Genomic DNA, 17,686 nt, shown 5'->3' with positions numbered 1-17,686 from the left:
GATGTTTAAAACCCTGGCTAATTGTCCCCCACCTCCCCCGAAAAAAATCGCTCTCGAAAGTTAGCACTTACCACAGTGCTGCGCCGCAAAGGGCTTGTACTAGATGCCGTTGCCGACAGCATACAAACACTACGCAGTCAACTAGCAGACAAGCCAGAGACACAAAAATTATTTGATGAATGGTCGAACGTTAATCAGCAGCTATCAGCATTAGTATACAAGGGACAGGGAAAGCAAAGCCCAACTGAATATAAAGCTCAATTTCAGCAACTGGAAGCAGAAAAAGAACGCCTAGAAGACGCTATCAGCACCAAAAGCGCTGAGTTCCGCACCGCCACCCAGCCAGTAGAGCTAGCAGCCATTCAAGCTAAAATACCCAAAGATGCAGCTTTGGTAGAAATTGTGCAGTATCAACCGTTCAATCCCAAGGCTAAACCGAGTGAACAATGGGGTAAACCGCGTTATGCGGCGGCGGTGCTGCGTTCTGTTGGGGAACCAAAGTGGGTTGATTTGGGAGATGCTGCAACTATTAACAAGTCTGTTGCTAATCTGCGAACAGCGTTGGCAAAACCAAGTGCGATTGGTGATAAAGACAACGCTATTTTAAAAGATGGTACAAAAAAGGGTGATAATCAACAAAAGGGCGATCGCAGTATTATTGATGTTCGTCCTACTGGTATAAACAAGTCTACCCCATCACTTAAGCAACTTGCTCGCAAATTAGATGAGCAAGTCATGGCTCCCATCCGTCCACTGTTAGGCGATGCACATCACCTACTATTATCACCCGACGGACAGTTGACACTAATTCCCTTTGAAGCACTACTAGACGAGCAAGATAAATACCTGATTCAACGTTACGCTTTCTCTTATGTAGCAGTGAAACCAAAAACCGGGTTAAGGAATTAGTTGCTGTGATAACGATAAGGAACTTGTGCTTTGGTGGTTGCTGTATTCCTTATTTGGTCAGAATGCGATCTCAAAATTGCTGTGATAACAATTCTTACTATTGATAAGGCGATCGCTCCTTTTACCTGTACACCTGAGGAAGCAGAAAGCGCCTATAAGCAGTTTTGTTGTAAAAATCAGCTAACTTCTGAGACAGAACTTCAAACTTGGCTAGAGTGCAATGGCATGACAACACAGGAACTACAAACCTATGTCACGCGCTCGCTAAAAATTGAAAAATTTAAGCAAGCTACCTGGGGTCACAAACTCGAATCTTACTTTCTTAGCCACAAGTCAAATGCCTCCCACTCGCTTAGGAGAATGGCTGGTGATTGTGCAACGCCGAAAAGTTGATTCCGGCGCAGTTAGATGATGCCATGCGTCAGCGATGCAACAGTGAACTATTCGCCGCTTGGTTGCAAGAGCAGTTCAATCAATTATGTTCCATACGTGTATTGAAATAGATTCAAACCTCCTAGCTAAAGCCCAAAGGTTAGTAATATGTGCACAATTCTGGTTTGCAAGCCAATTCTAGTTTTTTTGGGATTCTCTCTAATCAGCTATATTACCAATATACTCCCCTTCGCCTTTCTTTTTTCGTTAAGCACCCATCCAGTTGCTTCTACAATGCGTTCTGGTGTACTAGTTGTTGGTGTGTTGCTGGTAGCAGATGGATTATCAGCTACGGAAGTACTGGGATTAGACCGTTCTTCCATTCCAATCTTACGCCTCGCGGCGCACATACGTGCCATCAAAGAGCGCCCGTTTTTTATGCTCTCCTTGGTTTGTCTTGAGTGCCTGTGTCGGGTAATGTCGAGGCAAATATAACCACCGCGAAATCGTTTTTCTATCTGTTGATAGAGTGCAAAAGTTACTAGTAAATTTACTAGAAAATCAAAAACGCAATCATAAAATTTACAAAATTTGAGCTTTTTGGTTACGGGGTACGTAGATTTTGAGCGCTATCTAGCCTTGGAAGGGCTGCTTTTTATCCAAAACCCTTAAGAATTATTTAATAATTACCTTAATTTAAAGACTGGAAGTCTGTTGCTGACCTCTAACAATGGTTTGATGGGGGTTCTGGTGACAAAAGGTTAACACAGATATAGCAAACTTTGTTGTCAGCTCTCTTTTGCAGAGAAAGGTGTTTTTCCGATGTCATCAAGAACATTTAGAACTGAAAAAACTGGTTTTTTACTTAGGCGATCGCAGCATCGTTCCTCACACCAATCCATCACCATCTATCCATTGATGATTGGGGCGACTGTAGTCATGTTACTGGACATGATTCTGAGTGCAAGTTTAGTCAGCTTTGCAACTTTTGGTACCGCAGTTTTTGGAACTGCCGCAATTATCTGGCGACACGAACTCAATCATTTTTTCAATTGGCTGACTCGATTGAACCGCCGTTATAAAATTGCCACTGTTTTCTTTACACTGGTGGGTGCATTCTTCCTATTAGATGCTTTGGCTACTCCGGCTTCTGCCCAGTTTTTTCAAAATGCAGAAAGTTGGATGAGCGGGCAGTTTGGAGATGCTGGTGAGGCGATTCCTTTGGTCTTTAACGTGCTGCGGGGCTTGTTCTTACTTTACTTAGGAATTTCCTTAGTTAAGGTCATTCAAGCAGCTCGCCAAGATGAGGATTGGCAGAATTTAGCCCGGACACCGATGATTATTCTAATTGCGGTAACAATGGGTGATATTCTGGCGAATTTGATTGTCGGTGGCGGTACTGGTGGCTAGGCATGGAGCCGAATAAATCTAAATTTCGCACTGTAAATGCAACTCTTGGAAAGCAACCGAATATTGGTCCATTTCCTGCAGACCAACTTATTCCTTGGACAATTATTTTTGGCATTTCTTATTGTTTATGTCACGGAATGTTGAAATTGAATTGGATTTGGACGTGCGCTGTGGCTGCTTGGGGAATATCTACTTGGTGGGTGCTTACAGGGTCAAAAGCTTGGCGATTCTTAGCTAAGTTTGTGATGACTCCTACTTGGACAAGAGTGCGCGTACCATATCAACGAATATTGCAATTAAATAATTATACTGGTCCGAAGAAAGCCAAGAAAGTTAAAAAAACGAGGTGATAATGTGACTCCTAAAGGAAAAACAAAAGTTGGTAAAGCAACCGTTGACAACGGGGTAACAAAAGTTCGTTATTCACCTCTGGAAGATGCCTTTGCTTTGGTGTCGATGTTGCAAATTAATCTGCAAGGTAGGCAAGTTGGTGCTTACGTACTGCGAAAGGGATTGAACAACTTTATGATTCACTTTGGGTTTGAATGCAAAGGCATTCATGCCACATTGCGAACAGAAGAAATTGACCCAGTGTTTGACGCAATTGAATCAGGTTTAAAAGATTTACCCGAAGGAGAACGTTTAACGATTCATCTTGGCTCTTTTACTTCAGATGAAAAAAGACAACAGGAACTACGCAATTTATCTGCAACTGCTCCTAACCAAGAATTGCAGTATCTTCTGATGGGAGAGCGATCGCGCGTCCAACAATTAACAAAGCAAGGGATTCGCAAACCAAAAACTTTAAGGTTATACTGCACATATACAGTTGAGCCGGACATAGCAGGCTCAACTGACGCAATTGAAAAACTTTTGTCTCGCCTGGAACGTTCCTGGAAGTCGTTCACGGGTGAAATCAACGAGATGCAATTTGTTCGGATTGAGCGCCTACTCTACGCATCCTTTACTGATGGCTACCAGCTATGGGAACAATTACTCGCTAATAAAATGGGCTTAGATATTCGCCCGTTAACTGCAGAGGAACTTTGGGCAGTTCTCTGGGAGCGGTTCAACGACACGCCTCCACGGGACATCCCTCAACTGCTGGTTTTGGATGAAGACGGGCTTAGAGAAGAAGTGTACTCCCAAGTGCATCCCACCTCTTTATTAATGGAAAGTGAGTCATCAATTCCCGTTGCTGACCGACGTTGGGTACACATCAAAGGGAAATATGTTGGCGCACTTACCTTCGCTGATAAGCCTGGTGGGTGGGCGGACAAGGAGCGCCAACTGCGTTATTTGTGGGAGGTCGTTTCACGGGAACGGATTTACGACACCGAGATATATGCACAGCTGATGCGGGCGAACGAGACGTTGGTCAAAACCAATATGCAGCGTCTTACCAAGCAATCAAATACCAGCGCTCAAATCGCCAGTGAGAAAAACTCAGTTGATGTTAAATCCTTGCTCAATATCAAAAAGTCAATTGCTGCTCAGGAAGAGTTATATGAGGGAGCCGTTCCCATCCACACTGCTGTGGTGTTTCTGGTGCATCGAACAACCCGTGAGCAGCTAGATGAAGCTTGCCGATATCTGCAATCTTGTTTTTTGCGTCCAGCTTGGGTGGTGCGCGAAACCGAATACCCTTGGCGAATTTGGTTACAGACTTTCCCGATTTCCTGGGAACGCTTAATGACGGTTCCTTTCAATCGACGGCTGGTTCACCTTAGTGGTGAAGTCCCTGGATTGATGCCCTTGGTGAGGACGAAAGCCGGAGATGACACGGGATTTGAACTCATAGCTGAAGAAGGCGGGACGCCCACTTTCCTCAATCTTTATACCCAGCACAAGAACCTGGGATTATTCGGTACAACTCGCAGTGGTAAATCTGTAGCGGCGGCGGGAATTCTCACCCAAGCTTTAGCTCATGGAATGCCCGTCGTGGCGATGGACTATCCCAAACCAGATGGTAGTAGCACGTTTACCGATTACACCCGCTTTATGGGGAAAGATGGCGCGTACTTCGACATTGGGCGGGAAAGTTCAAATTTGTTCGAGTTGCCCAATCTGCGATCGCTCGACCCAAAATTGCAGCAGGAGCGGTTTGAAGACTACAAAGATTTCTTGCAGACGGCGCTGTTAGCAATGATTGTGGGAACAAAACGCTCTGAAGGTGGTGCAGCTTCACTGGTAATGACCGATACAGTGCGGTCAATTTTGGCACTGGCAATTACAGCTTTTTTTAGTGATGACCAAATCCGCGATCGCTATGCTGCTGCATTCACTTCGGGCTTTGGTTCACCAGAATGGCAAGCGATGCCTACCCTGGTTGACTTCTTGAGCTTTTGCTCCTACGAACGACTGCGCTTGGACGCTTTGGCTGGAGATACCAAAGCTGGGTTAGAGCAAGTGAAATTGCGCTTACGCTTCTGGCTCAGTAGCCGGGTGGGTAAAGCAATCTCTCAACCGAGTACGTTTAACAGTGATGCTAGGTTACTCGTCTTTGCGCTGCGTAACCTGTCTAACGATGAAGATGCAGCTATTCTGAGTTTGAGTGCTTACTCAGCAGCGTTACGTCGGGCGTTGGCGGCTCCAGCAAGTGTGTTTTTTATCGATGAAAGTCCGATTCTGTTTGAATACGATTCAATCGCTGCTCTTGTGGGGCGCTTGTGTGCTAACGGTGCTAAAGCAGGGATTCGTGTCATTTTATCAGCTCAAGACCCTGACACGATTGCAAAATCTCCAGCCGGTGCCAAAATTTTCCAGAACTTGACCACTCGCCTGATTGGTCGGATTCAACCGACAGCAGTGGATAGTTTTGTCTCAATTCTCAAGTATCCGCGAGAAATCATTGGGCGCAATGCCACAGAAAGTTTCTTTCCGAAGAAATCTGGGATTTATTCGCAATGGCTGTTAGATGATGCTGGGGTGTTTACATTTTGTCGTTACTACCCAGCCCTAAATCTCCTAGCAGCAGTGGCAAATAATCCCCACGAGCAAGCCCAAAGAACAGCAGCACTCGCTCGTCATGCTGACAAGTTTGTGGCACTCACTGAGTTTTCTAAACAGTTAGTGGAATCACTGTAACAAAATTTGCAATCAACCTAAAATTCTAGAGGATTTATGAAAGCACGTCAGTGGAAAAAAGTTGTGTATGGTACAGCTTTTGCGCTCGCACTTCTGGGAACAGCAAACACTTCTACTCTTGCTATGACCGTTCCCTTTCAAGGTGATAATCCCTTAGCTCAGGTGTTTGAGCAATTTACTTCTCAACTTGGTTCTTTGCAAAATTATGTGTCGTCCATCCTCTCTGACAAGATTGAACCTCTAACTGAGTCCTTGGGAGGGGATTTACAAGCTGCTATAGATGAAGCGATAGGTGCATTGGGTTTACCTGACCCCACTGTTGCCAGAAAAGAAGTTGAGAAAATCGCTTCTAGTAGTGATGCTGCAGTTAACCCAGTTGAAACTGCTACTAACGAAGTGGATCGGCAAATTACCCGTGCGGTTAGTACGTCAACACTAGGTAAGGAAGGTCAAGAGCGCACCCAGCAACAAATTCAGCGCACTCAACAATCGATTGAGCGAGTCCAGCAACAAGCAACGGCTGCTCAAGGCGAAGTTGTTACGCAGAACGTGATGAAGCAGATTGCTCAACAAAACGCACAACAAGCAGCAATCTTGGGAGCGATGCGGGCTGATGGGCTGAGACAGCAACAGTCGCAAGATTTAGCGAATGTCAACTTGACTAATATCTCTCGCGCTGTTGATGGTCAAAACCAAGCCAAGCAAAGGGAAACGGTGGGTCAAGGATTTCAAAACTACCGCACTGCTGCTAAAGCGCGGTTGTTCTAAAACTAGGAAGGGTACAAAGTTATGCCGCTACAAGTGTTATTTCAACTGTTCAGTTCTGAATTCATTATTGCTCAAACATCAAGAGTCGGGGAAGAAGCTTCTCGAATCACTGAAGATGGGGCAGCAGCAAGTGCTGCAATTGCCGAATCTATGAACGGACTTTGGAATGACGTACTAGGCGGCGGCTTGTATGCAGCGATCGCACAACTGGGTCTGTTCTTTGGGGTTGGTACTCTGCTGTTATTCATTGTTCAGTGGGCGAAAGACATGGTGGACGGTGATCACCCCAAGGCTTTCTCGGAACTGATTTGGCCCCTTGTGGTCGTCGTTCTCCTTAGCAATCAAGCTCAACCTTTAGCAGCAGCAACCAGGGGTTTACGTGAGATTATCAACCAGACGAATCAAACGCTGTTAACTTCTACTTCAGCTTCGATTCAACTCCAAGATGCGTATCAGCGGGCGATGGCTAATATTGGTTCCCAGGATGCGGCGCGATCGCTCTCTACTCAGTGCGAATCCATTGCTGATTTTCAACAACGCCGCCAATGTATGGAGAATGCTGTTGCTCAAGCAAAACAAATTGCTGATAGTTCTCCTAATGGTGGTCAGGGGTGGTTTCCTGATTTTGGCTTGAGTGAATTTTTCAGCACGAATATATTTCAATTGGCAGTGAGAGGTTGGTTAATTGCCTTTTCAATTGCCTTTCAATGGATCATTGAAATCACCATGCTACTGACTGGTTTGTTGGGACCATTAGCAGTGGGTGGCTCACTGCTTCCAGTAGGTCAAAAAGCAATATTTGCTTGGCTAACAGGCTTTTTTAGTGTGGGCATGGCAAAGCTTTCTTTCAATATTATCTGTGGACTTGTTGCCACCCTCGTTGTCAATGCTGGGGAGAACGACCCGATGGTTTTTGCCTTTGCCACTGGGCTGCTTGCCCCGATTTTAGCAATGGCGATCGCAGCTGGTGGAGGCATGGCAGTTTTTAATAGCTTATCCAGTATTGCTCGTTTTGGATTAAGCAATGTTTTTACCCGACTTGTACCTTAATTGAAATAACTAAAACCAGCGAGGATTTGTGGCTGTCTCTAAAGATATTAGCAATGATTCAGTTGACCAAAAGCGCCTCCGCTTTTTGAATCGTCAACAAACTAAATTCTCTACAGGTGATGCTTTAGCTTTATTTGCTGTTGGAACATTTGGATTACATATTCTGACTTTTTTTGTGTTGCTAATGCTGTATGGTTCTTACTCCTCACTTAGTAAGAAAGCACCTCCCTCTCTTGTGCAATTAGAAACAGGTAAGTCAATTACAGTAGCGCCTTTGGGCAGTTTGGAACGCACACCCCAAGTAGTAACCCGGTTTGTGACAGACACGATGACTCTAATAATGAATTGGTCAGGAACTCTCACTCCTACAACGGTTGAAGAAGCAAATAACCCGAAATTAGATCCAGGAGTAGACATTCATTCAGTGGGTAATGGACGCGGCAAAGTAACAACTGGTGCGTGGCAGGCATCCAATGCTTTAAGTGAAGATTTCCGTAAAGACTTCTTAAAGTTGCTAGCTGATTTAACCCCTCAAAGTGTGTTCAAAGGGACAACCCAAGTCGTGTTAGTTCCCTTATCAATCCAACCACCTATAAAAATTGCTGAAGGTAAATGGAAGGTTAAAATGGTTGCTAATTTAACCGTGTTTGACCGTGGTAATAATTTAGGAGAAGTCATTGCTTTTAATAAAGAAATATTTGTCCGGGCAGTGTCAGCACCAGAGCCACCCGCGACGATGACTGGACTAGCGGCTGTGATTTACCAAGTTCGGGCAAGTGGGTTAGAAATCTATGCAATTCGAGATTTACCAGAGGAGAATTTGTAATGAGTCATTCTCAAAATGGAACAACGTTACTACCGCCAGATGACCAGTTAGACTCAGAGTGGGATGAAGCGAAACTGGCTCAATTAATTGGTTTTGATGATGATTTGAATGCCGAGGAAGTAACAGGCGAGTTAATTTCAGAAGGGGTAGATGGCACTCTTACCGAAGGTGAAAAAGCTGATTTATCTCATGATTCTAGTCAGAATGTTATTGCTCAATCTGAACTATTTGATGACCCACAAACTGGTAAAACCCAGCCGACTTTATCAGGAAATCCGTTTGCGAAATTGGGCGTAGTGGGATTGGGATTGCTGGTGGTGTTTGGTTCTAGCGCCATGTTTTTGAACACCATTATGAGGTCAAAACCTAAATCTGCTCCGAGTATGGTTACGGTATCCAAACCCGAAATCAAAGAGACGGAAGTTGAAACTCAGGAAGTTGAGACAGGTAAGTTCAAAGCGCAATTAGCATTAGCAAGCCAAGCTGAAAAAATTAAGTCAGTCGAGCAGTCTAAGAGTCCTAAAACTACAACTGTTAAGAAACCAACGGATAAACCATCTTCCTCCACTGCACCTGTAACCCGATTAGCGGTGAACAAAAGTCAAACCGTACCACCTGTCCGCTACGTTGCGGTGAACAAAAGTCAAACCGTACCACCTGTCCGCTACGTTTACGTTTCAAGACCGCCTCAACCCGTTCGACAACCACTACGCCTGCCAGTTCAACAATCAGTTCAACAACCTGTAAGACTAGCGCCAATTAGTTCCCCAACAGTGCGAGAAACACCAAAGTCTAACGCATCTGCGTCTGATTCAAAGCCAGTTGATCCAATGGAGCAATGGGCAGCAATGAGTCGTTTGGGGAGTTACGGCGGTACTCAAACGAGTGAAGTTACTGCATCTGCCTCAAACGAAACTTTGCGGCAACCCTCAGTAAGTGCGCCTGCCCGTTTAGCCTCGGCAGATACTTCACATCTGCCCTCTGAGCAAAGCTCACAGCAGCATGGCTCTGCCATACAGGAGGTTAGGGCGCGCTCCGCTTCAGATAAAGTAACAATTAAGCGTGCCACTCCAGTCCGAGCTATGAGCGATGGATTTGTCCCTCAAGAACCAGCGGCTCTTGATGCAGTGGTTGCAGCTCAAGTTAATCCGGCCCAAGAAGCTGCTCTGCTCACGGGTGTCCCTGTGCAACGGCTAACAGTGGGCGGTCAAGCTCAAGGGAAGTTAGTTACCCCAGTAATTTGGGCTGATTCTAAGAGCAGCACCACTGTTGCTACCAAGTCTGACCGCGAGAGCGAGAAGTTTATTATCCAATTGGCTGAATCATTGACTGATGAACAGGGCTTTGTGACGTTACCTGTGGGTACTGCTATTGTTGCTCAAGTGGTTGATATTCCTAAATCAGGACTTGCCCAGCTGGAGGCAACGCAGATTGTAATTGATGGTCAAGAATATGTCCTCCCATCTGGAGCGATTAGTATTCGTGGTACCAAGGGTCAGCCTTTGATTGCTAATAAGTGGGGCAATAAAGGTGGTGCGATTGCATCTCACGATGCCACAACGTTTTTATTTGGCTCGCTTGCCAAAGTAGGCGAAGTGATAAATCGACCAGATGTTGAATCATCGACGAGTACAAGTGGCTCTGGCTTTAGCACTTCCACCACGACTCGCAGCTCGTCCCCCAATTTATTAGGCGCGGTATTAGAAGGAGGTTTTGCACCTCTGACCAAGCAAATCTTGCAGCGTAACGAACGTGACCTTCAGAAAATGTTACAGCGCTCTGATGTTTGGTATGTCCGTGCTGGAACAAATGTCCAGGTATTTGTCAATCAATCGTTTGAGTTTTGAGTTATGGCAGTCCTATTTGATTTATGAGAATGAAATGTAACCGCAGAGGCAAGGCAGTGCGTTGCGGAGCCAGCGCTGCAGGAGGGTTTCCCTCCGGAGCCACCCCCGTGCGGAGGTTCCCTCCGTTGAGGGGAGTGGCGTCAGGCGACTGGCGTTGGGGTTCCCCCCGTTGTAGCAACTGCCGTGCGGAGAACACAGAGAAAGAAAGTACTAGAGACGAATAATTTCACGACTGATTTGGGAGTGCTATATGAAAACCTTACTGTGGCGACGCATCACTTTAATTGCTTTGATATCGACTGGATTGACATTCAGTGTCTTCGGTTCTGGTCGCAGTGTATTTGCCCAAGAAACCCCTAGTTCAGTGCGACGTGTTTCTGTGCCCGTAGCAACAGGGCAAAGTGCAGCCTCACCAGTTTTGATTGAATTGTCTCCTGGGTACGGAGTCAACATCAATTTTATTCCCACGGGAGAGACAGTTGAAAAAGTGTGGTTCGACAATCCCTCTTTCGCCACCTTGGATGTGGATGGTTGTTTATCGGGTTTAGGGCGAGAGTGCCAACAATTTCAGGGGGCAACTGTTTTACATCTGCGGCGGATTAACCCGTTAAATATACCGGGACTCCCGAAGACAAATAGCACACTCCTGACTGTCGTTACTGCGGGTTCAGCTGGGCGACGGGTGTATGTGTTCCGAGTGGCGATGGGGGGTAAAAATCCTAAATACCATACGGTTGAGGTCACACCCAAGGAAGTGCCTTCAGCTGTAGCGAGTCATCCCCCACGTTTGACATCGGTTCTCGCACAGTATCAAGATTGGCAGATCATGAGTCGCGGCTTAATTGTTGCTCAACAACAGCGCCTTATTCGACGTGACTCCCCATTGTGGAAGCGAATTGAAAACTTTTTGGTAAGCGTTAAGGTGGGTGAACCAACTGAAGTCGCCGCAGCGAAGAGTGGAATTTCTTTGCAGCTGGTCAAACGCCTCCAAGAACTAGGAAAAACGTCGCCTGTTCAACCTCCAGTGCAGACGACTTCAATCATTACAGTTAAATAATCGTCAGAGGAAAGGCAGTGAAATTGCTGAGGAAATTCTGCGGGTTTGGCACGGGATTAAGTTTATCGTTGGTCATTTCTGGTGTTTTTATGGGTGATTGCAGTAAGCGATCGCTGGCTGTAACTGAGCCTAGTAGTCCAGTTCCTACAATCACTTGGCAAAACACCCAGCTACCAGATTGGAATCAAATTACTTTTTCATCTCTACCTGGTATCACCAAATCTGGTTCTTTCTTTGCACCCGAAAGTGTATCTGAGCAGCTGGGATATGACCCGTCTCGCACTTGGGTTGCCGGACAAACGCCCGCTCAGTACATGAAAATGGGCGATTTTCAGGATAGTTTTAAACTCCAACAATTCAATCTTCAGTCCATTAGTGAAATTGTGGGGCTGGATTTAAGTAAAATTAATCTCTCAGACTTTGGAGTGATGCAGTTCCAAACTTTAGAGAGTTTAGTACAGGCGATTCCGGCTTTAAAAAATCTGCCCATCACCGAAGTCCAACCAATTTTTAATCTACTGTCTCAAGAACTGGCAACACAGTTTGACAGTACACAAACAATCGGACAATTATTGCAGCAGTCTCCACATTTAGGTCAGTTAGAGTTTGCCAATCTGCCAATGAACTCCTACGGTTTAGATGCGATTCCAGGGTTGGATAGTACGCCGATTGCGGCTTTTAAGAATTGGCAAGGTGTGAACATTGATAAAATTCCCGGTTTAGCTGATGTGCCTTTTTCACAATTTCCTAATCCTGCTAACCCCGTAGGTGCAGATGTGGGTATTGTTGATATTGCTTTTGGAACTGATGAACAGCAGCGGGAACGCACGATTTCTGGCAGCAACAAAGAAGGATTTAATGTGCCGTGTGAGAAAGATTGCGCCCACATAGAGTTATCTGGCTCACCCTTAGTTTTAGGCAAACAGTGGATTAGTGGAAAGTACCAATTGGTGCGCGGTGGTAAAGGAATTTTGGCAAGCGTAAATGGCGGTAAAGAACCAACCGGACGCCACCCGTTTGGTGATGCTTTTAAGGTTGTCGTGTGGGACACTTCAGAAGTTGATGGCATGGTATCCCAAGCTTTATTCTTCCGTGCTTGTATGCGGAAAGGATTGGTGGATTTGGGGTGTACACCTTACTTTATTGGTCCGATTCCCTGGCTAACTTACAAAGAAAAGGAACCAATTTTTTTGGGTTTGGTGACGGGTGGTGCAAGGAACAATTCAGTTTCCATGCCAACGGGTAAAAAAAGTAGTGGATTTAGTTTGAAGAATCCCGTAAATACGAGTGTTAAACCTCTTACTTTTTCAAGTTCAGGTGATTGCTCAAAACGACATCAAGGGGTAGCAATAGATGCTCTATCGGATGCACTTTCGGAGATAGAAGGCAATTACGATTCTGTGGGGGCGTATGTATGTGATAGCGCGGGTAACTGTGGTCGTGGCTTAGGTACAAAGCAATTTATGTCGTATCGCCCGGACGTGCGTTCGCTTATATCAAGTAATCCTGGTGGTCAAGAATTTCTTGCCAAGGTGGATAAAGGGCAAGCGGTAACGGGTGAGGAAATGATGATGTATTTTCCACCCGCTGCTCAACAGGGTTTATTGAAATCTGACATAACGAACTTATTGGAAAAAGCCTCCCAACAGATTGACCCGACAACGGGGCAACCCTTTACTGGAAAGCGATTAATTGAACGAGTGGCACAAATGCACTTTGGGGGTGCTTTTATTCCCATTGATGCGGCGGTGAGTGATGTACATGGCAAATTTTCAGTTAAAGGCTATGGCGAAAAGGCAGCTGCTAAATACACACAATGCTTGCAATTAATGGGATGTTTTTAAAGTAAATTATGCAATTAAAAATGAACCGTTTACCTAATATAAAATATTCTAAAATCCCAGCGATTCTTGCAATTAGTTGTATAGCATTGTTTGTCGTTACCGCCTTGTTTGTAAAGGCGACTTCATCAAAAAAAGGTGGGCAATCACTTACCTGGACAGATGCTAGGGATATTGCACCTGCATCACTCATTGAAAGGGCGTTGCGACAAAACTCAATAGGTGGTATTGAAGCCAAATCAATCAAAGTTTTGCAAGTCCCGTCTCACGGTGCAGGTAAATTATACATTTTTGATTTCCAATCGCCGCAACTTTGTGGAGTGGGTGGTTGTATCTATCCGGTTTATCAAGAGTCGGGTAAGTTGGTTCTTTCGGTAATTGCTAACCCGAACTTACCCAAAGGTGAAGTGTTAATTCGAGCGGATGACACAGTGCAGAATGGATTTTCGTGCCTCGTGATTACTCAAAGTACATCAACAGAAGGCATGGTATCACGCTCACACTATTGCTATCAGGGTGCGGCATTTGTCAAATTTAACGAGGCTTTGACGAAGGTGGGTGAGAACAAGTAAAAAGTAAAAAGAAAGAGAGAAAAATATTATCTTTTGACTTCGAGCGAAGTGACAGTACCATTTCTTATTTTGACTTTTAACTTGGAGCAAGCGACATCAGCCATGAATACTCACGTTTCAACTCACTACCTAATTCAAATGCCAGCGTCCCCATCGCAGTCTACGACAGGACGGGTCGGTGAACAACTTACGGGTTTACTCAAATCACAATCAGGGCTAATGCTCTTGGGTTGTTTGGTGGTCATCGCAGTTTTGCAACTCTGGAGCGCTAAGAGCGCGAAGAAAGGCAAGATTGCTACTAGCTATTGGGGTGGTAGCAAGGAAAAGCAAAAAGCAGCGATCATAGCTAAAAAGCAAATGTTAAAAGTGACACGCAACAACGTGGCGCTGTATGTGGGTACTCCAAGAGAAATGCGCGATCGCCTAGAAAATGAATGGCGCAAGGATGGATTGATGAAAACACCATCTCCTCTCAAGTGGACAAAGCCACTGCAATCGCTTAACGCCACCCCCACTTTATACATCCCAGATGCCCAACGGGGTATTGCCGCTATCGGTGCAGCAGGTTCTGGTAAGACCTTCAGCGTGATTGACCCCCTGATCCGTTCTGCTTTTGACCAGGGTTTTCCAATGTGTCTGTACGACTTCAAGTATCCGGCTCAAACTAAACGCGCCGTAGCCTATGCCATGAAGCGCGGCTACACAGTGCGAGTGTTTGCACCGGGGTTTCCAGAGTCGGAAGTCTGCAATCCCCTGGATTTAATTAAAGACGAAGAGGATGCGATCGCAGCAGGTCAAATGGCGATGGTGGTTGCCCGTAACTTTGATAAAGGTGGCGGAAATAACGGTGGGGATAAGTTTTTTGAGGAAGCTGGGGACAGTTTGGTTGAGGGGATTTTGCTTGTCACCAAGGCGATTCAAACTCTTACTGGGGACGATAAATACTGCGATTTGATGATGGCGCAGGCGATTTTATCTTTACCCAATTTGCCAGCGCGATTAGAGGCGGCTTCCAGGGACAAACTGAAAATCTGGACAACTCGACCTTTATCTCAGCTCATCAGCGTCAAGGACTCTGAGAAAACCGTTGCCAGCATTGTGGGGACAGCACAGCGCATCTTCCAGCGGTTCCTCAAGAAAGACTTTGTAGGTGCATTCTGTGGCAAGACGACCCTCCCCCTAGATTTGGATGGTAAACAACTGATCGTGTTTGGCTTAGACCGCAATAACCGGGATATTGTGGGACCGCTGTTGGCTGCTATCTTACACATGATTGTATCTCGGAATGTATCGCGGACGGTTCCCCGCAAAGACCCTTTGGTTGTGGCGCTGGATGAATTACCGACTTTATATCTGCCAGCACTGGTGAATTGGCTCAACGAAAACCGGGAAGACGGATTTTGTGGGATTTTAGGCTATCAAAACATTGTTCAGTTGGAGAAAGCTTACGGTAAGGAATTGGCTCGTGCCATTTTGGGAGGAACGGCAACAAAGTTTATTTTTAACCCCCAAGATCCAGAATCTGCCAAGCTATTTTCTGATTACTTGGGAGAGATGCAAGTGAATTTCAAATCTAAATCTCGAAGCACTGGCAAAGGTGGCACAACTCAAAGCTTAAATGACCAAAACCAGAAACGGCACTTGCTGGAAGCGGCTGAGTTTGCCAAATTAGGGACAGGACGGGCAGTGATTATTAACCCAGCTTACACCCGTGGTAATGAAGCGTATGTTCCCTTACTGCAATCAGTGAAAGTTCCCCAGGCAGATATTGCCCAAATGAATTGGAGTGAGGCGAAGTGGGACTTGATTCGTCAAAGATTAATTGCCAGTAATTCATCAGGTGTGACTGATGAGGAGCGATCGCGTCAATTTCAAGAGCGGCGTGATTTAGCTGAACAATTGTTCCCTGCACCAACAGAAACACCTGTCGAAGAAGACTTAGCAGCAGTGTTTTAATACCCAGCGCGGGAAGTCCCCAGATGCGGTGCAGCGGAGTGCGTGGGTAGTTCATATTTGTTACTTAAGATATAGCGCATGAATACATCTTTACTTTCACAACTAGCCGAATATCCTGAATGGCAGGAGCGCGTAGAACAAGCGATGCAGCTACCTCCTTTTGAAATGAATTACTCGCCCTTGGTAACTGAAGTCTTTGATCAGCAAGGCTTACTTGTAGGTGAGGTACTAGGAAGTGTTGTTTATGAAGGTGAGCGAAATATAGATGAGCCAAGCAAATTTATTGCCTGGTTTTTTGATGGCAAGCTAGGAGTTTTTTGCTGTGGTAATCAAGTCATTGTGAATCGATTGCACATTCTGGCGACTGTGTACAAGAATGGAGGTGAATTGTAATGTCTGGTGTTTTTCCTATCTCTGCGGGTGAGTCTGGCTCTTTTACCGAGCAGTATTTACGGTTGATTGAAGACTGGCTGCGGGAGTTTGTTGACAAAAATAAACAGCAGCAAGAAGCAGACAAGAAACCAGAAATTGAAATTACTGATGGCAATCGCATTGTTTACGGTCAAGGAGTTAATGACCTTAGTCCCTCTATCCTTGAGCGATTGGGTCAATTGCAGAATACTCCTGTTGGTGGTGTTGTAGAGAGCGCCGTTTCAATGCGAGTCAAGTTAGATGGTAAGGTTGTTCTCGAATCTGATGAGTTAGGTAAAGTAATTACTAACTCATTTTATGAGCAATATCGTGATAATAAAACTCCTCAACAAATTGAGGCACTGCCTGTCACAGATGAATATCCAGATTTGGATAATCCTTTTGTGAATGAGGAGGAATTACCAGATGAATACAATCAAAGTGTGAATGTTGAAGAACAGCCTAATTTAGGAAAAGTTATACCTCAAGAACCTGATTCAGTAGTAACATATCCTATACCACCACAACCACAAATTCAACAAACTTCTGTTGTTACTGAAACTGGCGGGGCAAGAGTAAAGACTGCTCTTGAGACATTGCCCGATAGCAGTTTAAAACAGCTTTTAACTGCTCAACTGAATCAAATGCAGGAACTGCAACGCTCTCAACTACAAAATCAACAACGGCAGTTTGATGAGTTAATCAAAGCGCGGTTTCAGGAACCTAAAAACACGAACTGGTGGCAGCAAGCAGCGCGTTCTGTGGCGAATACTGCTCAAACTGCGTGGGCTTCTTTAGTAAGGCGATCGCGTGATGTCAAAGCAGCAGCAGCGATTAAAACTTTGTTTGATACAAGCACATCACCAGGTGCAACTGCTTATCATACTGCGGGTTATGCCATCGCCCGTTCTGGGCAATCTTATACCTTAAGTGATAAGTCAGGTAAGACATTAATGCAGTTTGACGCATCCCCGATTGGAGTGCGTGTCTCACAGTCAAGCCAGCTGGAGATATCAGTCTATCAAGACCTCAAACAACTCCGCATTTCTCAAAGCCGGGGTGAAGAACCTAGTGGGGCATTTGCCCCTGTGGGTAAGAAAGAGACAGAGTATTTTGCTAGAGTCAATGCGATTACCACAGCTTTAAGTCAATACGCTCAAAGGCAAGGAAAAGATGTTCAAGTCGATGGTCAATTTTCATACAAGTGGAAAGCCACTCCTGATGGCAAAGTGCGGATAGATGCTAAAGATGGGCGTGGTTCGCTGTTGCTTAAGGCCCAAGGGCAGATGAAAACTCGCATGAGTGAGCGAGACTTAGCTTACTTCGAGCAAATGTTGCCAGTTCTCCAACAATCCACGCCACAACGTCAAACTCAACTACCTCAAACACAATCTCAAAAGCAGTCTCAAAAACAACTAGAGCTTAATTAAAGCGGTGTCATAACAAGTAAAAATAAAAAGTAAAAAGGCAAAATAACAAAACTCCTAAATTTATTTAGGGGTTTGTAGAAACAAGTAAAAATTAAAAAGAGATTTCTCTTTCTTTTAAATTCTGACTTGAAGCGTAAGCGCAAAGCGTGC

16 protein-coding genes are annotated in these 17,686 nt (G+C 45.2%); 15 read left to right on the top strand and 1 reads right to left on the bottom strand.

Annotated features, from left to right (window positions below; all coding sequences use genetic code 11):
- Positions 1-21 precede the first annotated feature (21 nt).
- Positions 22-909, top strand: coding sequence for a CHAT domain-containing protein (locus tag ACM0OZ_RS24385; protein ID WP_414585402.1), 888 nt, complete (start codon positions 22-24; stop codon positions 907-909).
- Between the two features lie 30 nt (positions 910-939).
- Positions 940-1,302: a hypothetical protein gene (locus ACM0OZ_RS24380; RefSeq protein ID WP_414585401.1), complete on the top strand. Its 363-nt coding sequence runs from the start codon at positions 940-942 to the stop codon at positions 1,300-1,302.
- Positions 1,303-1,508: 206 nt separating this feature from the next.
- On the opposite strand, the gene ACM0OZ_RS24375 is transcribed toward ACM0OZ_RS24380, so the two are convergent.
- Positions 1,509-1,664 carry a hypothetical protein gene (locus tag ACM0OZ_RS24375; protein ID WP_414585399.1) on the bottom strand — a complete coding sequence of 52 codons (156 nt, stop codon included), beginning with the start codon at positions 1,662-1,664 and terminating at the stop codon, positions 1,509-1,511.
- Between the two features lie 439 nt (positions 1,665-2,103).
- Here ACM0OZ_RS24375 and ACM0OZ_RS24370 point away from each other — a divergent pair, with 439 nt between their 5' ends.
- From ACM0OZ_RS24370 to ACM0OZ_RS24310, 13 genes are all read left to right on the top strand, one after another.
- The gene (locus ACM0OZ_RS24370) at positions 2,104-2,691 is read left to right on the top strand and encodes a hypothetical protein (RefSeq protein ID WP_414585398.1); all 588 of its coding nucleotides are present in this window, start codon (positions 2,104-2,106) and stop codon (positions 2,689-2,691) included.
- A gap of 2 nt (positions 2,692-2,693) precedes the next feature.
- Positions 2,694-3,041: a hypothetical protein gene (locus ACM0OZ_RS24365; protein WP_414585397.1), complete on the top strand. Its 348-nt coding sequence runs from the start codon at positions 2,694-2,696 to the stop codon at positions 3,039-3,041.
- 4 nt (positions 3,042-3,045) lie between these two features.
- Positions 3,046-5,778 (top strand): hypothetical protein, encoded by a 2,733-nt coding sequence (locus ACM0OZ_RS24360; protein WP_414585396.1) that lies wholly within the window; start codon positions 3,046-3,048, stop codon positions 5,776-5,778.
- A gap of 36 nt (positions 5,779-5,814) precedes the next feature.
- Positions 5,815-6,546, top strand: a complete 732-nt coding sequence (locus ACM0OZ_RS24355; protein WP_414585395.1) for a hypothetical protein — start codon at positions 5,815-5,817, stop codon at positions 6,544-6,546.
- Between the two features lie 21 nt (positions 6,547-6,567).
- Entirely contained in the window at positions 6,568-7,596 is a 1,029-nt protein-coding gene (locus tag ACM0OZ_RS24350) for a hypothetical protein (RefSeq protein ID WP_414585394.1), read from the top strand.
- 28 nt (positions 7,597-7,624) lie between these two features.
- Positions 7,625-8,422 (top strand): hypothetical protein, encoded by a 798-nt coding sequence (locus ACM0OZ_RS24345; RefSeq protein WP_414585393.1) that lies wholly within the window; start codon positions 7,625-7,627, stop codon positions 8,420-8,422.
- Positions 8,422-10,269: a conjugal transfer protein TrbI gene (locus ACM0OZ_RS24340; RefSeq protein WP_414585392.1), complete on the top strand. Its 1,848-nt coding sequence runs from the start codon at positions 8,422-8,424 to the stop codon at positions 10,267-10,269. The genes ACM0OZ_RS24345 and ACM0OZ_RS24340 overlap by 1 nt, the downstream gene beginning before the upstream one ends.
- A gap of 250 nt (positions 10,270-10,519) precedes the next feature.
- On the top strand, positions 10,520-11,326 hold the full coding sequence (locus tag ACM0OZ_RS24335; protein WP_414585391.1) for a hypothetical protein: 807 nt from the start codon (positions 10,520-10,522) through the stop codon (positions 11,324-11,326).
- A 17-nt stretch (positions 11,327-11,343) separates the two neighbouring features.
- Positions 11,344-13,170, top strand: coding sequence for a hypothetical protein (locus tag ACM0OZ_RS24330; RefSeq protein WP_414585390.1), 1,827 nt, complete (start codon positions 11,344-11,346; stop codon positions 13,168-13,170).
- A 20-nt stretch (positions 13,171-13,190) separates the two neighbouring features.
- On the top strand, positions 13,191-13,739 hold the full coding sequence (locus ACM0OZ_RS24325; RefSeq protein ID WP_414585389.1) for a histidine kinase: 549 nt from the start codon (positions 13,191-13,193) through the stop codon (positions 13,737-13,739).
- 138 nt (positions 13,740-13,877) lie between these two features.
- Positions 13,878-15,695, top strand: a complete 1,818-nt coding sequence (locus tag ACM0OZ_RS24320) for a type IV secretory system conjugative DNA transfer family protein (protein ID WP_414585406.1) — start codon at positions 13,878-13,880, stop codon at positions 15,693-15,695.
- Positions 15,696-15,773: 78 nt separating this feature from the next.
- Complete coding sequence (locus tag ACM0OZ_RS24315) at positions 15,774-16,088, top strand: hypothetical protein (protein WP_041039907.1); 315 nt, start codon at positions 15,774-15,776, stop codon at positions 16,086-16,088.
- Complete coding sequence (locus ACM0OZ_RS24310; protein WP_414585388.1) at positions 16,088-17,536, top strand: hypothetical protein; 1,449 nt, start codon at positions 16,088-16,090, stop codon at positions 17,534-17,536. The genes ACM0OZ_RS24315 and ACM0OZ_RS24310 overlap by 1 nt, the downstream gene beginning before the upstream one ends.
- The last annotated feature ends 150 nt before the right edge of the window (positions 17,537-17,686 follow it).

Source organism: Scytonema sp. PCC 10023, assembly GCF_963920835.1.
GTDB lineage: Bacteria > Cyanobacteriota > Cyanobacteriia > Cyanobacteriales > Nostocaceae > Kalymmatonema.
This window is presented reverse-complemented; position numbering and strand designations above follow the sequence as displayed.